Source organism: Euzebyella marina, assembly GCF_003687485.1.
Taxonomy (GTDB): Bacteria; Bacteroidota; Bacteroidia; order Flavobacteriales; family Flavobacteriaceae; genus Euzebyella; species Euzebyella marina.
The window spans coordinates 3,502,421-3,518,591 of the sequence record NZ_CP032050.1 but is presented as its reverse complement, the minus strand read 5'-3'; the positions used below and the strand labels follow the sequence as shown (position 1 = coordinate 3,518,591).

Below are 16,171 nucleotides of genomic sequence, written 5' to 3'. Positions count from 1 at the left end.
AATGAATTATCAGCTTGGTACGGTAGACACCATTATTCTTGTTATTTACGGATTAATAATGGTGGGTATGGGTATCTATTTTCTACGAAAGACCAAAACCTCTGAAGAGTTCATGGTGGCTGGTATGGGCATACCTTCTTGGGCAGCGGGCATTGCGGTCATGAGCGCCTATACCAGTAGTATTTCGTACATCGCCGTTCCCGGAAAGGCCTTTGATGATAATTGGCATCCCTTGATATTTGCGCTTACTGCCTTGCCGGTGGCTTGGTTCGTCACCAAATATGTGATTCCGCACTACCGAAAGCACAAAATTATCTCGGTCTATAAATATTTAGAGGAGAAAATAGGGGATTGGGGCAGGGTGTACGCCTCTTTCTCTTTCGTTCTTTTTATGGTCGGTAGAACGGCGGTCATACTTTACCTTTCTTCTCTGTTGCTGACCTCGTTTGTCGATTTAGATATCAGAACGATTATTGTTTTAATTGGGGTTTTGACTATAGCCTACACCCTTATGGGTGGCATGGAAGCTGTTATTTGGACAGATGTTTTACAGTCGGTAATAATGATCGGAGGCCTTCTTTTTAGTGCCTACGTGTTAACCACCGAAGTATTTTCACAACCTGATTATCTTATTCAAAAAGCGTTCGACGACAATAAGTTTAGTCTCGGTGATAGTTCGTTCTCATTCGAGAGTAGAACTATTTGGGTGATGATTATTTATGGAGTTACGGAAAATATTAGAAACCTAATGGCCGACCAGAACTACACTCAAAAATATAGCGCGGTAGCAACGGAGGCCAAAGCAAAGCGTTCGGTTTGGATCGCTATGTTCATCTATTTGCCATTGACCGCTATTTTTCTCTACATAGGTACTACCATGTTTGCCTTTTATTCAGGAGGAGGTCATTTGTTAGATCCATCCATCACTAAAGGCGATGAGGTTTTTCCATTTTTCATAGCTACTGAACTTCCGGTAGGTCTCAAAGGATTGATTATTGCGGCGATTTTGGCAGCCTCTATGAGTACCGTTGATTCCGCTTTAAATTCATCGGCAACCGTCTTGTACCTAGATTATTTTAAAAGATATTTTAAGCCGAATGCTTCTGAAAAGGCAAGTATCGGATTTTTGCGATGGACGACCGTTGTATGGGGTGTGCTGGGTGTCGTTTTTAGCCTGCTATTAATCAATGCCGAAAGTGCTTTGGACATCTGGTGGCAGATTTCAGGAATTTTTGGAGGGGGCATTTTAGGGCTCTTTCTATTGGCCATTTTCAATGTACGGCCTAAGTTTTGGCAAGGGATCGCCTCTGTTTTGTTTAGTGTGCTTATCATTGTTTGGGGTACCTTTTTTAGAGATTTACCAACCTCGTATAAATGGCTGGAGTGCTCTATCGACCCCATCATCATTGGTGCTATCGCCACTGCCGGGCTTATTGCATTAGCTTTGATTTTTGTAGGTTTGAACCGACTGAACCATAATTCCCCCAAAATTGAAACAGAATGAAAATAAGGCTCTGAAATGGGGCGTGCTAGGTGCCGCTACCATTGCGATTGATCAAATAATACCAGCTTTGCTCGAAAGTGAAATCTGTGATCTTACGGCAATAGCTTCCCGTGATTTCTTGAAGGCCAAAGGGATTGCCAATCAATTTCATATACCCACTTATTTTGATAGTTACGAAAAACTTCTTGAATCTAATGATGTCGAAGCCGTCTACATTCCTTTACCGAATCATTTACACGTAAAATGGGCCATATTGGCTTTGAAAAAGGGTAAGCATGTGCTTATTGAAAAGCCTATCGGAATGACCGCTTTTGAAACTGATGAGCTTATTCAGGCATCAAAAGAGTTTACTCATTTAAAGGTCATGGAAGCTTTTATGTACAGGTTCCATCCGCAGTGGAAGCGGGTTCTAAATCTTCTTGGCGAAGGGGCTATTGGTGAGGTTCGATTGGTAGAATCTTCATTTTCATTTTTTGAGGATGACCCTAACAGTATTGTGAGCAGCAAAGAATGCGGTGGTGGTAGTCTGATGGATGTAGGGTGTTATCCTGTTTCGATAGCTCGTTTGATTTTTGGTGCAGAACCCATCAGTGTTATGGCAAATATGGATGTCGACACCCATTTAGATGTGGATTTAAGTACGAGTGGAATTTTAGAATTTGAACATGGGCGAGCCATTATTTACTCATCTATCCGGCAGTTTGAGAATCAAACGGTCAAAATTAGCGGTACGGAAGGAAAGATTGTGGTCGACGTACCCTTTAATCCATCGAAAGATGAACCAAGCAAATTGACCATTACAAGAAATCAGGGCAGCGCTGATTTATTCGTGGGTCCTTGCCACCAATATTTAGTTCAGGTAGAATCTTTTGCAAGGGCAGTTATAGATAATAAAGAAGTGCCAGTGTCTCTCTATGATTCTTTACGTAATATGAAGGTGATTGACGCTTTGAAAGAGAGTCATGAACAGCAGCGGAAGATTATATTGGAGTAGATTGCCATATTTTTAATCATTTTTCCAATAGTAGAAATAACCATCCTCGGCACCTAGCAGCAAATCGGGCTTTTGACCTCCATCCCAATTGACTAGGGTAGGGTCGGTCGAATGCCCTGCCAATTTTAAATCTGATAGGTCACCGTGAAATTTTAGATCGACCCTATCATTTTCTTGGCCCACATTTTCCCAAAGGGCTGCATTGATACCATTGACCAAAATATCGATATCGCCATCATTGTCCCAATCTCCGAAAGCTAATTTGCGTCGGCCACTGCTTCCATATTTTTTTTCGTTTAGCTGTATCGGGCCGTTATTCTGGTTGACAAGATTATTTTTGCGGTCAAAAGTGCCATTGACCGAATGAAAGATTCGTTTTCCGGGTTTCAATATTAGTTCGCCATCTTTTTTGTAGCGTTCAAAAAAGCTAAGGTACCCCTCAGTATCAAGCATTATCAGGTCGGTAAGCCCATCTTGGTTCCAATCGATGGCCGTTGGGGTAGTTCGCCATTGGGTGGCTAAACTATTGGGTAATGGATCCCACCAATACCAATCGGGTTTTGGGGTCTGGCTGCCCCAATTAACTTGTACGTGTTTTTCCTCTGATAATTTGGGCTTGCTTTGACTACCGATGTTTTTATACCATACCACTTTGCCCCATATAGAATTGACAATAAGGTCTTTCAATCCATCTCCATCCCAATCTTGAACTGAAAGAGTAGTGTAACCCCATTTAGCTTCGCAGGGCCCTTGAATGGAACCATTTTCTCCTGCCTGAATTCGTATAATTTCATTGTTGGACTCCAAAAGTCTTGGTGCCGCCCATTTCGGTGTATGGCCTCCGTCTAGATTTTCAATGAAAGCTATATAGCCTGCCGAGTTGCCACATATGAGATCTTCATCACCATCATTGTCCCAATCTGTACTAAAAGGTGATACCAAAGCGCCGAATTTTAGATGTTTTGCTTTCTGCTTAAAGTACTTGGGACTGTTAAAAACCGGCATGTGATTTTCAATTTTACCTGTATTTTCAACCCATGCTACCCGGCCATCTTCGTCACCTACAATAAGGTCAATATCCCCATCCTTATCCCAATCAATGGAAACAGGAAGAATCATTTCTAGATCCATAGTAATAACACCTTCGGTATTTTTTAAAAATTTACCTTCGGCATAAACTGGTTCTTCTCTTGTTCCGATATTTTCGAACCAGGTAAACCTATCTAAAAACTCTCCACAGATAATGTCGAGATCGCCATCATTATCATAATCATCAAAGTTGGGCGATGGTGCGCCATACACATCGATGGGCTTGCCACCTGCCATAATTTTATCTTTCAATTGGTAGGTGCCATCTCTGTTTTCAATTAAGTAAACATAACCGTGAAGGGGGCCGTTGGTCCACTCTCCTTTGTCATTAAAAGCATTGTCCCATCCGTAATCTTCACCATCTTGTATACCAACAACAATGTCGAGGTCACCGTCATTCTCGTAATCAACATATTTCCATTGATTGAAACGTATTTTATTGTGAAGCTTTTCGAAGGTATCGCTAGGGAAAAGCGAATCAGGTTGATTGGTAAAAGCGGATTTAAAATTCGTAAATTCCTTACCGGGCTCTAAAAACCTAGGTTCGCCATTAACATAAGATACTTGAACATGTCTGATAGGCTCATTTATTTTCACGGGCGGTTCAAAAGTCGGGAAAGCGCTACCGCTTTTATTTTCGAATAAGAAAAGACCATTGAAAGGTACATCGTTGCATGAAACCAGTAAATCCATATCCCCATCATTATCATAATCCATAGGTAACGGATTGGCCCATAAACCTACACCCAAATCTACCTCTAGCCCCGGATTGTTATAAAGTAACCTTTCAAATTTTGGTGAGGGACTCTCCATTTCTTTAGATGGTCTGGTTTTGGCCAAATAAAGTAAGATGAGGCAAATACTTAAAAGCGTTAGGGGCCGAGTGAGTGTAAGTGTCATGATTGATTTAATGGTAAAAAGTAAATATAAAGAAAGGTCTTTTGGTAACACTACACATTTTTGATCTATTCTAATGGAAAATTAACTTTTAAACATAGCGAGTTCTTTGAGTTAAGAGTTGAGTATCTATGATTTTAAGTAACCAATATCCGTTGAGATGATATAAATAATCAGATTAATAGGAGTTTTGGCGGTGCGAGGGAAGATTAATCCCATTTATATCTTGATGCTGACATTTTGCTAAGTTGTCAATATTCTATCTGTTTTTAATAAGAATGATGAAATCGCATTTGTGATGACTAAGTATTTTTATCCCTAACCAAACAACCATTCAAAATGTCAAAGTTTTTACTCTTCATGATGCTCTTAATGGCCGCAACTGGTCATTCACAACAATATTTGGATCAACCCTTTCTGCAGGATCAGGCAAAAAAATATATCCTGAACGACAGTTTAAAAGAGGAAGTGTTAATTAAAGTCGCTGCTGATCGCAACGGTTTGATTCAAGTGTTGGGCGATTCAGGACTTTTGCTGCCGTTCGAAAAATCATTGGTGAAAGATCAGCGGTACCGACCTTTGATCGATATGAATATTTTGGATTTGCAAGAAGCAAACGGCAAGCTATACTATTTATCAAGCAAAGAGGTTTTTACCAATGCTGCTGGCGGTACTTTTTATTTTGACCATGAAATGAATGAACCCAAATTGTTCGCTCTCGGTCAAAATGAAACCGTATTGGTAGTCTCTAAAAATCAATTGAAGATTTTTGAAAGCAAAGAAGTTATATGGGAACACCCTTTAAACGATATTTCAGTAAAAGAACTTTTATTTGATGCTAACCACAATAGATTTCTACTATTAACATCAAGTGCACTTTATGAAGTGCCATTGTCAAACTTAAGCTTCGAAAAAATCTTTGACGGCGAGACAATGAACACAATGACCTTTTTCAAGAATTCAATTTTGGTAGGTACTGATAATGGTGTAGTTGAACTTTCGGGAAGCCCTCTGAAAGTAATGAAGATTCAGTATGAACTGCCCAGTAATCATATAACCGCTTTGAAAGTAATAAATGATGAATTGTGGTACGGGTCGACTAATGGAGCATTTAAGTTACGTGCAGATGGAAAGTATGATTACTATGCATCTAAAAGATGGTTGGTCGATGATGAGGTATTGACATTAACCGAAGGTCCTGAAAACAGCGTACTGGTTTTGACTAGGGGTGGTTTATCGCAAATTATATTTCATCAAATGACTTTGGAGGAGAAGGCCAATTACTTTCAAAAAATACAAAGGGAAAGGCATTTACGGTACGGCCTTACCGCTAATTTATCTTTCCGGGAACCGGGAAATATTGCTACCGGTTATTTTAATGATAGCGATAATGACGGTCTTTGGACCTCGATGTATTTGGCAGGCGAGCTATTTCGATATGCCGTGACCAAAAGTGAAGACGCGAAATTAAATGCTTATGACGCTTTCGAAGCGATGGAGAGGTTGACAGATATTACCCCTATGCATGGTTTTCCGGCTCGTTCCTATGAGCGTGATGGTTATGAGGTAGGTTTACATGCCAACGGATTTTCTGAGGAGTGGTATCAAAAACATGTGAAGGACAACGGCCGTATCTGGCGATTGACGGATGATGAGAAATGGCGATGGAAGTCGACTACAAGTAGTGATGAGTCTTGTGGGCACTTCTTCGTTTATGCCCTATTTGCCGAATTGGCACCGGATAAAGAATGGCGAGATAGGGCTATTCATCAGATAAAGATTCAGACAGACCATATTATGGAAAATGATTGGTATTTGGTCGATTGGAATGGAGAGCCCACAGCATGGGGCCGATGGAACCCCAAATACGTAAACCAGTTTCCTATTAATGTGGGTGATAGAAGGCTAAACTCTACTCTTATTCTCGCATTTTTACAAACGGCATACCATTTTACAAAAGACGAAAAATATAAAAAAGCGGCTAATAAACTGATTAAGAGGCATGGTTATGATGAGAATGCCAACCGCCCAGCTTCGGTTATTGGTTTCGTTGAAGGAGAAGACTTAAGCAATAAATGGAACCACTCCGATGACGAAATGTACTTTTTGACCATACCGGCCTTTGTGAAATATTCGTTTGAAGAAGCCCAAAAAGCAAAACATTTAGAGGCAGTTAAAAGCCATTGGGAAATAGAAAGGTCGGAGAAAAACCCCCTTTGGAATTATTTGTTTGCCCTTTCGGGAGGAACTCAAATAGACTTTGAAGAGTCGGCATGGTGGCTTAGGGAGTTTCCGATGGATTTAATCGATTGGTCGGTGGATAATAGTCATCGAACAGACTTGAAAAAAATAGAACCTAATTTTAGAGGACAGACCTATTCAGAAGTACTTCCGCCCGATGAAAGGCCTTTGCACAAACACAACGGTGCCTATAGAAACAACGGAAATGGTGGAGGTAAAAGAGAATACGCTCCCTATATCTATTTGCTACCTTACTGGGCAGGGCGGTATGTTGAAGCCATTAGTGCCCCTCAAAACTAGAATTGAAAATGAGATCAGCTAATAAAAAAATGCTACTAAATTTGATACGATATTTCTTATTATTGGTCACACTCATTGCTGTGGCTTGCAAGAGTGCGCCACAAGCCAACTCATTAAAGAACATTCAAGCCGAATTTCAAGATTCGGCCTCCAATAAGGTTTTAGTTGCGGCCCATAGGGGAGCACATCTTGATAATTTTGAAAACTCCATAGCCTCGACCCTTAAATGTATAGAATTAGGTGTTGATATTGTTGAGGTCGATGTTAGAACCACCAAAGACGGTCATTTGGTATTGATGCACGATTCAAGTGTTGACCGAACTACTAATGGCAGTGGAAAGGTTGAAGATTTGACCTTGAAACAAATTCGAAGCCTACGCCTGAAAGACCCCAGTGGTAAACTAAGCAAAGAAACGGTGCCCACCTTTGAAGAGTTTTTACGAGTAACGAAGGGCAAGATAATGGTCGATATTGATATGAAAACCGATAATGTAGAGGGGATAGTCAGTGCCTTAAAAACAACGGGTACTTTGGATGAAGTTTTCTATTTCGATAACGATTACCACCAATTGAACAGGGTAAAAGAGTTACATGCCACAGCCCAGATTATGCCACGGGCCTATAGTTTGCAGATGGTCGATTCGGCAATAACCCAATTCTCGCCACCTGTTGTACATATAGATGATAAATTCTATACGCAGGAAGTGGTTGACTTTATAGAAAAGAAGCAATCGAGGGTTTGGATCAATACGTTAGGAGATTTAGATAAGGAAATAGCTAAGGGTAATGGATTGGTAGCTATAAAAGAAGCTGTTCAATACGGTGCCAATATCATACAAACTGATGAACCGGAAAAACTTTTACAACTCTTACAAGAAAACGGACTTAGATAACTTAATTAATCGTCCCAATTCATTCGTTGTAATCTAACGGCGTTCAAAATTGCCAAAAGTGCGACACCCACATCGGCAAAAACGGCTTCCCACATAGTCGCCAATCCTCCGGCGCCTAAAGCCAATACCAAGGCTTTGACCCCAAAGGCAAGAAAGATGTTTTGCCAAACGATTTTTCGGGTCGATTTGCCAATTTCAATAGCCTGTGCAATTTTCGAGGGTTGGTCGGTCTGGATGATTACATCTGCTGTTTCTATGGCCACATCGCTTCCCAATCCGCCCATGGCCATACCTACATCACTGGCGGCAAGAACCGGGGCATCATTAATACCATCACCAACAAAAATGGTCTTTAGGTTTTGATGGGTCTTTAATTCTTCAATAGCCTTTAACTTGTCTTCGGGTAGCAATTCGGCTTTTGCCCAGTCAACTTCTAATTCATTGGCCACTTTTTGCGTAATGGAATTTTTATCTCCAGAGAGAATTCCGATTTGGGAAATACCACTCTTTCTTATCTTTAGAATAGCACTTTGTGAATCTGCTTTTAATTCATCGGCAAGTGTTATGTATCCAGCAAATTGTTGGTCTATTGCTACCAAAACCAAAGTTTCAACAATATCTTCGGTGTTGAGGTTTAATTTGATTTTACGCTCTTTAAACAGTTCTTTGTTCCCAACAAGAACATGTTTGTCTTCTATGGTTCCTGCTAGGCCCTTTCCAGCTATTTCTTCGACATCCTTTACATCGGTAAATTTTATATTAGAGGGATATTCGTTTATCGCTTTTGCAATGGGGTGGGTCGATTGGGCTTCGAGCCCCTTGATGTAGGCTATCAATTTATCCTTTTCTATCAATATTGGCTTTATTTCCTTCACCTTGAAAACACCTTTTGTGAGTGTACCTGTCTTGTCAAGTACTACGGCATTGGTTTTCGTGATGGCATCTAGATAGGAAGCACCCTTAAAAAGAATACCGTTTCTTGATGCGGCCCCCAATCCACCAAAGTATCCCAAAGGAATTGAAATGACCAAAGCACAGGGGCATGATATGACAAGAAATATGAGAGCACGATAAAACCATTCTTCAAAAACATAATTCTCAACAATTACGTAGGGCAAAAAGGTGAGCGCTACCGCCAAAAAGGCGATGATTGGGGTGTAGACTCGGGCAAACTTTCTAATAAATAATTCCGTTTTAGACTTTCGTGCAGTTGCATTTTGAACTAGGTCAAGAATGCGGGAAATGGAGCTATTCTTATATTCTTCTGTAGACTCCATTTCAATGACCTGGTTTAAATTGATACTTCCGGCATAGAGTTTTTCGCCTTTGTCAATATTTCGTGGTGTACTCTCTCCTGTAATGGCAGCGGTATTGACCGTTGCTCTTGATGAGAGCAATCGACCATCCAACGGAATTTTTTCACCTACCCGAACCTGAATTTTTTCGCCAATAGCCACTACTTCTGGGTTGATGGAAGTAAACCCTCCGTTTCTGTACACCAATGCCTCTTTGGGTCGCACATCTAATAATGACTGAATATTGCCCCGGGCTTTTTTGACCGCGGCTTCCTGAAACAATTCTCCGACTGAATAAAATAACATTACCGCCACACCTTCTGGGTATTCCTTAAGAGCAAAAGCACCTATGGTAGCGATTGACATGAGTGAGAACTCGGTAAAAAGTTCACCTTTTGCGATATTTCTCCACGCAGATTTTAATACCGGCCAGCCAACAGGTACGTAGGCTATTAAATACCATATGAACTTTAACCAGCCTGAGAAAAAAGACAGCTGAAAATAATCTAATAATATGCCCATAATAAGCAAGGCGAAACTGAATAGGGCAGGGGCGTAGATCTTCCATCTATTTTTATCGGACTTGTCGTTGAGGGTATGACAGCCATCGTGCGAACAGCATGAACTGTCATTTGAGAGGTTACTTTCGGAATTTGCAATTTTCATAGGGTTGCAAGTACTTAAAATTAAGTATGCAACGGAAGTGCATTAATTCTGGCTGCACTTATCGCAAATGCCTTTAAGAACCATATTGGCATCATTGGCAATGAAACCTTTGGGTAAGTTAAGCGGCGGTATTTTATAATCGGTCAAACAAACCGTCTCATCACATTTATTACAATGAAAATGCAGATGTAGGTGCCTTTCAAGGTCGCAATTACAACCCTCTTCACAAAGGGCGTATTTACTAATACCGGTGCCATCATCAATCTGGTGTACGATTGAATTTTCTTCGAAGGTCTTCAGGGTTCGGTACAGTGTGGTTCTTTCAGCCTTGGAAAAAGAAGCTTCAACATCAGATAATGTTGCGGCGGCCTGTCTATCGGCGAGATATTTAAATACCAACAATCGCATGGCAGTGGGCCGTACTCCTTTACTTTCAAGAAAATCTTCTATTTGGGCCATAATACCTAAAAAGTCACATTCTCATTTGGTATGATAAAGATACTACTTGAAAGGTGATGAAATGACCAGAAGTAAAGGAAGTATTATAAAACAAAAAACCTTTCCGATTTCGGAAAGGTTTTTTCTGGTGACTTGGCTGGGGCTCGAACCCTCAGCTTTCAGCTCCCTATATATCAGCATCCTGCAAAAATTCGCATCTCTTGTTGACGATTTGTGAACTTCTTTCAGTTAATCTTTCCTTCGGTATTCAAATATAATTAAAGTGGCGAAACTGATTAATTGCCCGATTAAAGTTAATATAGGCCATAATTAAAGATTGACTACTCCTCATCCCCACTTAGTGATGAACTTTTACGAAATCAAACATACAAGTTGTGACTTTCATTAAAACACGTATTAGGATTCTCAAGTAAAATTTAATCAGCGCCCTCTCGATTTGTTTAAACTTTCAAAATACTTATTTTAAGTAATCAACGTATAATTAGGGTATTATGTTTATATGTAGTACCTTTATAAGGTTAAAATTCAGATAGCCCAAGTCAATTTAGTCTTCAAGGATTTTTTATTTATTTTCAGCTCTCTTCTTTTAATCAACGTCATAGTTAAATATTTTAAGTCAAACGTTTTAAGTATGGTGACGCCTCTATGGATTTGAACATTCCAATAAATGTTCCAACACATGGATAGTACCTCAACATGCCGAGCTGATTACGCTTAATTATAAGCCCATTGTACCGCATGAGTGAACCATATCCCAATAAAATTAGTAGCAACGACAAGCCAAGTTTTTCAAAAAATTTGAATTCTGACTTTTCTAGAACTTTGAGAAGAAGAGTTAGTTCATACTTTAAAACCAATAACTTAAGTAAACATGCGAATATGAGTATGGTTGTAAAGACTATACTGATGCTTACAATATTTTTCGTTCCATTAATTTTGATTAACACAGGAATCATTACTTCTGCATTACTACTATATTCTCTTTATATATCAAGTGGAATCGGAATGGCAGGAATAGGAATGGGTATTATGCACGATGCCATTCACGGTTCTTATTCGAAAAACAAAAAAGTAAATACCTATCTTGGTTATACAATGAATCTTATAGGTGGGAATGCCGCTATTTGGAAAATCCAACACAATGTACTTCACCATACTTACACTAATATAGAAGGGGCGGATGATGATATCAACACTCCTTTTTTCCTTAGATTTTCCCCACATACCAAAAAAATCGGTCTGCACAAGTTCCAATATTTGTATGTATGGTTTTTTTATGGCCTTTCAACCATCTCCTGGATAACTACCAAAGATTTTATTAGGCTCGATCGGTATCGGAAAATGGGATTTTTTAGCAAATCAAATAGTTATAAAAATGCACTTTTAAAAATTATAGGTTGGAAATTGATATATTATTCTTACGCCTTATTTATACCATTAATTGTAGTACCATTATCCCCGTGGATTCTTGTTTTAGCCTTTTTGAGTATGCACTTTGTTACGGGACTATTGATAAGTATGGTATTTCAAGTGGCTCATATTATGCCGAGAGTAGAATTTCCATTACCAAATGAAAATGGTAAAATTTTGAGTGACTGGGCATGTCACCAGTTGGCCACAACCACTAACTTTTCCCCCAAGAGCCGAGTTTTTTCGTGGCTTATTGGAGGATTGAACTATCAAATTGAGCATCACTTACTACCAAATATCTGTCATATTCACTACAGAAAGATTTCAGGTATTGTTGAGTGCACTGCCAAAGAGTATGGGATTCCTTACAATACAAAAAAAACATTTTATTCTGCTCTCGTCGACCATATGGGGCTTTTGCATGAATTGGGTAAGGTACAACCCGTTCCCATTTGATAAAGATCTGATCATAAACGTTAAATAGTAATTAATTTTAAAATTAAAGTAATGAAAGAAGGAACAGTAAAATTTTTTAATGAAGCAAAGGGGTACGGATTTATTCAACCGAATGATTCCAATGGTGATGTATTTGTTCACCAATCAGGTTTGATAGATAACATTCAGGAAAACGATAAGGTCAAATATACACTAGAAATGGGCCAGAAGGGTATGAATGCCGTAAACGTCGAATTATTGGATGAATAGATTAGACAAGCAATAAAATATTTAAAAACCATCTTTATAGGATGGTTTTTCTTTAAGGTGACTTGCTATATGTAGTTGAGTGAACCGGTAGTAAAATCCTGCATCCATTATCTTTAGAGTTCGAATATATAGTTATTCGATTGGCGTTTATGATGAAAGCATGGAGAAAGAAAATAAATTAAATGCATTCGAATTCATTTTTGGCCATTGCATTTTCGCTAGTTAAATATAATCTCTCAAAAGGTCAATTCTTGAAGAAGCCCGAAGCCTTGATAAAGCTCGAATTTTAATCTGTCTCACCCTTTCTGGTGTGAGTTTTAACCTGTCTGCTATCTGCTCCAATCCTAATGAATCTGAAATCCCGATCCCATAAAACATTGTAATGATAAAAGTCTCACGCGTAGATAGTTTTGTAAGCATTCTTTCTAATTCAGCTCTTAATGAAAGGTTGACCATCTGTTTCTCCGGACTTTCAAATTCATCGGATGAAATGATGTTATATAAATTCCGCTCTTCCATGCCATTTATCAAAGGCTCATCCATCGAAAGATGCCAAGAAGTGTTTCTGGAGCATATTTGAATATCATTTAAGGGATAATCAAGTATTTCCTCTATTTCTTCTACTGTTGGTTCTCTCTGATTATTCTGTTCAAAGATGCTCGAAGCTACCTTAATCCTATTTATTGCATTTATTTTGTTCAGGGGTAATCTTACCAATCTGGATTTTTCGGTTAGTGCTTGCATTATTGATTGGCGAATCCACCATACTGCGTACGATATAAACTTAAAACCACGGGTCTCATCATATTTCAAAACGGCCTTGACCAAACCTAGGTTGCCTTCATTGATTAGGTCATGCAATGGGAGACCACGTGATTGATATTTTTTGGCAACCGAAACCACAAATCTTAAATTGGCACAAACCAGATTATCTAGGGCTTTTTCTTCACCGTTTCTTGCACGTATGACCAATTCAATTTCTTCCTGATCTGAAATCATGGGAATTCGACTGATATCGTTTAGATATTTGTTGAGCGAGTTAGTATCTCTATTGGTTATTCGATTTGATATGACCAGAGGTTTCATACAATAAATATTTTATTTAGAAAATACTATTATCGCACCCCACACCAATATAAGTATCGAAAGATGGAACCTATAGTAATTACTTGCTATTCTTATTCTTCTTTATTTTTATGATATTCGTTTTGATAAATGGCCTTCGCCAATTCCAATCTTTTCTTTTGCGATTTTTTGGTAAACTCTTGGTTTTGCTTCAAGTTTCTATTTTGCTTGGTACTCTTTACCTTATAACGATAGCGTTTTAACGCCCTATCTATGTTTTCTCCGGGAATAATTCTAATAATTAGCATAATCTGAAATTAGTCTTGTATAAATAAGTCCATTGCAAAACATATCTTGCATTGAAATTTTAAATGACGAGATGAAATAATCTGTGGATTATTGCACTTCGTTTAAGTATGGATTTGGCTTAAGATTCAAGCAAAAAATAACTAAAAAGCGACTCCGGGAAAGTGAATTGGAAAAATTAGAGAGCTTTCTTTTTTTATTTAAGGATTGTATTCAAACATCCGAACCGTGTTTGGTAAAGGAATGAATTTAAAATGAGACTATTCAGGTTTTAGTGACTTATTTAAGTATTTTGTGGTTAAGTCTGAAATTTTTTTATTGAAATAAAAAAGAGGGAGAAGCTAAATTTATGTTTTAGGAGTAATTTAACCGCTTATTCGATTTTTTATATAAATATGGCCGTTTTGGTTATCACCGGTTTTTCTAATTTCGATATCAAAAATATCTGTTTGCTTGATGAGGGGGTATAGTTTGGAAAAACCATAATTTCTTGGATCGAAATCCTTTCTTTTTTTTATGATATGATTGCCCAAAACCCCTAAAAACACCCAACCGCTGTCATCTGAAACTTCTTCGATACTCTCCTTGAGCAAATTAGTCAGATCTTGGTCGATTCGTCCAACTGCTTCATCTTTTGGTTTATTTTTGGTTTTTATTTCTTCCTTCATTAATGTGTCAGGTAGAATATTATCCCGCTTAAGAATTTCTATATAAACAAATTTATCACAAGCTGTTATAAATGGCTTCGGTGTCTTTTTTTCACCAATACCAATGACATACATGGCCGCTTCTCTAAGTCGTGTTGCAAGCCTGGTAAAGTCGCTATCACTAGAAACAATACAAAAACCATCAACCTTTTCGGAATATAATAAATCCATTGCATCGATGATTAATGCACTATCTGTAGAATTTTTACCCTTGGTATAACTGTATTGCTGAATTGGAGTGATAGCGTTTTCCAAAAGTACTTTTTTCCATCCCGAAACACCTTTATTGGTCCAGTCTGCATAAATTCTTTTGATTATGGGGTTCCCGTATTTTGCAATCTCATCGAGCATTTCCCTTATATTTCCATAAGGCACGTTGTCCGCGTCTATCAATACGGCTAATTTCCTTTCTTTCATTTTACTAATTGGAATTTTTATAATTTATGTTTTGTAAATATTATTAGGAGGGATTAGAGACTACCATTAAAGGACCCTCTTTTAACGAAGACGAGACTAATTTTCGCCGATATGGGTAACCGAATAAAATATTCGATGCAAGTTTCCAAAAAATCCGTTTCCTTATAGTGCCGGTAATTCTCCATTAACGAAAGAGCTTCCTCGAGAACACTTCGCTCAACAAGCATTTCATTTACATTATCTTTCTCACTCTCAAAAAATCTTTCAGCTCCTAACAATCTGAAAATTATATCGGCATCTATATCTCTAGAGTTTCTAACAAGAGTTGTTATAGAATTTTCTTTATAGATTGCCCTAACCACGTAGACCATAAACAAAGTATTTAATCAACTAGATTACCTGTTTTCGATTTGGGCTTAAGCATTCGGAAAGCAGAAAAGAAAATGCTAAAGGATTCTGTGAAGTTAGGATATTCTAGATCTCAATTGAGAATTTATTTACTTCACGAAAAAGTATAGAAGAATTACTGCACTTGCTCGATTTTAACCATCGCCTTGGCCATAATTAGCGCATTTATCATTGCAATTTCCTTAGAATAACCGTGTAGTTTAATCATTCCATTGGCTAGCCGATGTACTTTATCCAAAAGCAAACTTTCCAAATCAAATTGTTTTATAATTTCATCGCGATTTATAATATCCATAAGAAATTAAATTGGGGTGTGTAATTAAAAAATGAGAATGAAATACAAAAAGTTTTAAATGATTTAGTTCTTTTTTGAGTTCCAATGAACAAGAGAGATCCAGTCTTCATTTATGGTAAAAAGTCGGGAATAACTAATCGCTCTAGAGTTTACTTGATTACTCGATACTTGAGTACCATCTTTGCGCAAATAAAGTTTATTTGAATTAATGCGAGTTGCTATTTCAAGCGCCGTTAATGGAATACGTGCATTAATTAGTATCGTTTCCATGACATCATGCAATTTTCTGTTTTTCAGCATTTTATCTATTTAATGGGTTGTAAAATTTCTTGGAAAACGATTTTGAACTTATATCTATTGTCAATCCAAAGGATATCATTTTTTCCCGAGCACTTAAAATAAATTGAATAAATTAATGGAAAGCTAACTATTCTAGTAAGGTACGATATTAAATTTGATTTAAGTTAGTTTAATCTAATTATAACTTGGTAATTTTAATTATGATTGAAACTGACCTTCA

General features: G+C 38.0%; 14 protein-coding genes. 6 read left to right on the top strand and 8 right to left on the bottom strand.

From position 1 onward, the window contains the following. Position 1: 1 nt before the first annotated feature. Positions 2-1,504, top strand: coding sequence for a sodium:solute symporter family transporter (locus D1013_RS15065; RefSeq protein ID WP_121849615.1), 1,503 nt, complete (start codon positions 2-4; stop codon positions 1,502-1,504). After that, entirely contained in the window at positions 1,491-2,498 is a 1,008-nt protein-coding gene (locus tag D1013_RS15060) for a Gfo/Idh/MocA family protein (RefSeq protein ID WP_121849614.1), read from the top strand. The genes D1013_RS15065 and D1013_RS15060 overlap by 14 nt, the downstream gene beginning before the upstream one ends. A 12-nt stretch (positions 2,499-2,510) precedes the next feature. Here D1013_RS15060 and D1013_RS15055 read toward each other — a convergent pair whose 3' ends face one another. Then, on the bottom strand, positions 2,511-4,487 hold the full coding sequence (locus tag D1013_RS15055) for an FG-GAP repeat domain-containing protein (protein WP_121849613.1): 1,977 nt from the start codon (positions 4,485-4,487) through the stop codon (positions 2,511-2,513). Between the two features lie 336 nt (positions 4,488-4,823). On the opposite strand from D1013_RS15055, the gene D1013_RS15050 reads away from it, so the two are divergent. Then, on the top strand, positions 4,824-7,025 hold the full coding sequence (locus tag D1013_RS15050; protein ID WP_162987919.1) for a hypothetical protein: 2,202 nt from the start codon (positions 4,824-4,826) through the stop codon (positions 7,023-7,025). 8 nt (positions 7,026-7,033) lie between these two features. Continuing rightward, entirely contained in the window at positions 7,034-7,918 is an 885-nt protein-coding gene (locus D1013_RS15045) for a glycerophosphodiester phosphodiesterase family protein (protein ID WP_121849611.1), read from the top strand. Between the two features lie 5 nt (positions 7,919-7,923). Here the strand turns inward: D1013_RS15045 and D1013_RS15040 are convergent, their stop codons facing one another. Continuing rightward, on the bottom strand, positions 7,924-9,879 hold the full coding sequence (locus D1013_RS15040) for a heavy metal translocating P-type ATPase (protein ID WP_121849610.1): 1,956 nt from the start codon (positions 9,877-9,879) through the stop codon (positions 7,924-7,926). Positions 9,880-9,921: 42 nt separating this feature from the next. Next, positions 9,922-10,338, bottom strand: a complete 417-nt coding sequence (locus D1013_RS15035; protein WP_121849609.1) for a Fur family transcriptional regulator — start codon at positions 10,336-10,338, stop codon at positions 9,922-9,924. 738 nt (positions 10,339-11,076) lie between these two features. On the opposite strand from D1013_RS15035, the gene D1013_RS15030 reads away from it, so the two are divergent. Then, positions 11,077-12,204: a fatty acid desaturase family protein gene (locus D1013_RS15030; RefSeq protein WP_121849608.1), complete on the top strand. Its 1,128-nt coding sequence runs from the start codon at positions 11,077-11,079 to the stop codon at positions 12,202-12,204. Between the two features lie 51 nt (positions 12,205-12,255). Beyond that, positions 12,256-12,453 (top strand): cold-shock protein, encoded by a 198-nt coding sequence (locus tag D1013_RS15025; protein ID WP_121849607.1) that lies wholly within the window; start codon positions 12,256-12,258, stop codon positions 12,451-12,453. Positions 12,454-12,675: 222 nt separating this feature from the next. Here D1013_RS15025 and D1013_RS15020 read toward each other — a convergent pair whose 3' ends face one another. The 5 genes from D1013_RS15020 to D1013_RS15000 all read right to left on the bottom strand — a co-directional run bounded on the left by D1013_RS15020 (position 12,676) and on the right by D1013_RS15000 (position 15,651). Continuing rightward, a complete protein-coding gene (locus D1013_RS15020; RefSeq protein ID WP_121849606.1) occupies positions 12,676-13,539 on the bottom strand; it encodes a sigma-70 family RNA polymerase sigma factor in 864 nt (287 codons plus the stop codon). A gap of 92 nt (positions 13,540-13,631) precedes the next feature. Next, positions 13,632-13,826, bottom strand: a complete 195-nt coding sequence (locus D1013_RS15015; RefSeq protein ID WP_121849605.1) for a small ribosomal subunit protein bS21 — start codon at positions 13,824-13,826, stop codon at positions 13,632-13,634. A gap of 363 nt (positions 13,827-14,189) precedes the next feature. Next, positions 14,190-14,948, bottom strand: a complete 759-nt coding sequence (locus D1013_RS15010; protein WP_192466566.1) for an NYN domain-containing protein — start codon at positions 14,946-14,948, stop codon at positions 14,190-14,192. 53 nt (positions 14,949-15,001) lie between these two features. Further along, positions 15,002-15,319 (bottom strand): hypothetical protein, encoded by a 318-nt coding sequence (locus D1013_RS15005; protein WP_121849603.1) that lies wholly within the window; start codon positions 15,317-15,319, stop codon positions 15,002-15,004. 152 nt (positions 15,320-15,471) lie between these two features. After that, positions 15,472-15,651, bottom strand: a complete 180-nt coding sequence (locus D1013_RS15000) for a hypothetical protein (RefSeq protein WP_121849602.1) — start codon at positions 15,649-15,651, stop codon at positions 15,472-15,474. Positions 15,652-16,171 lie beyond the last annotated feature (520 nt).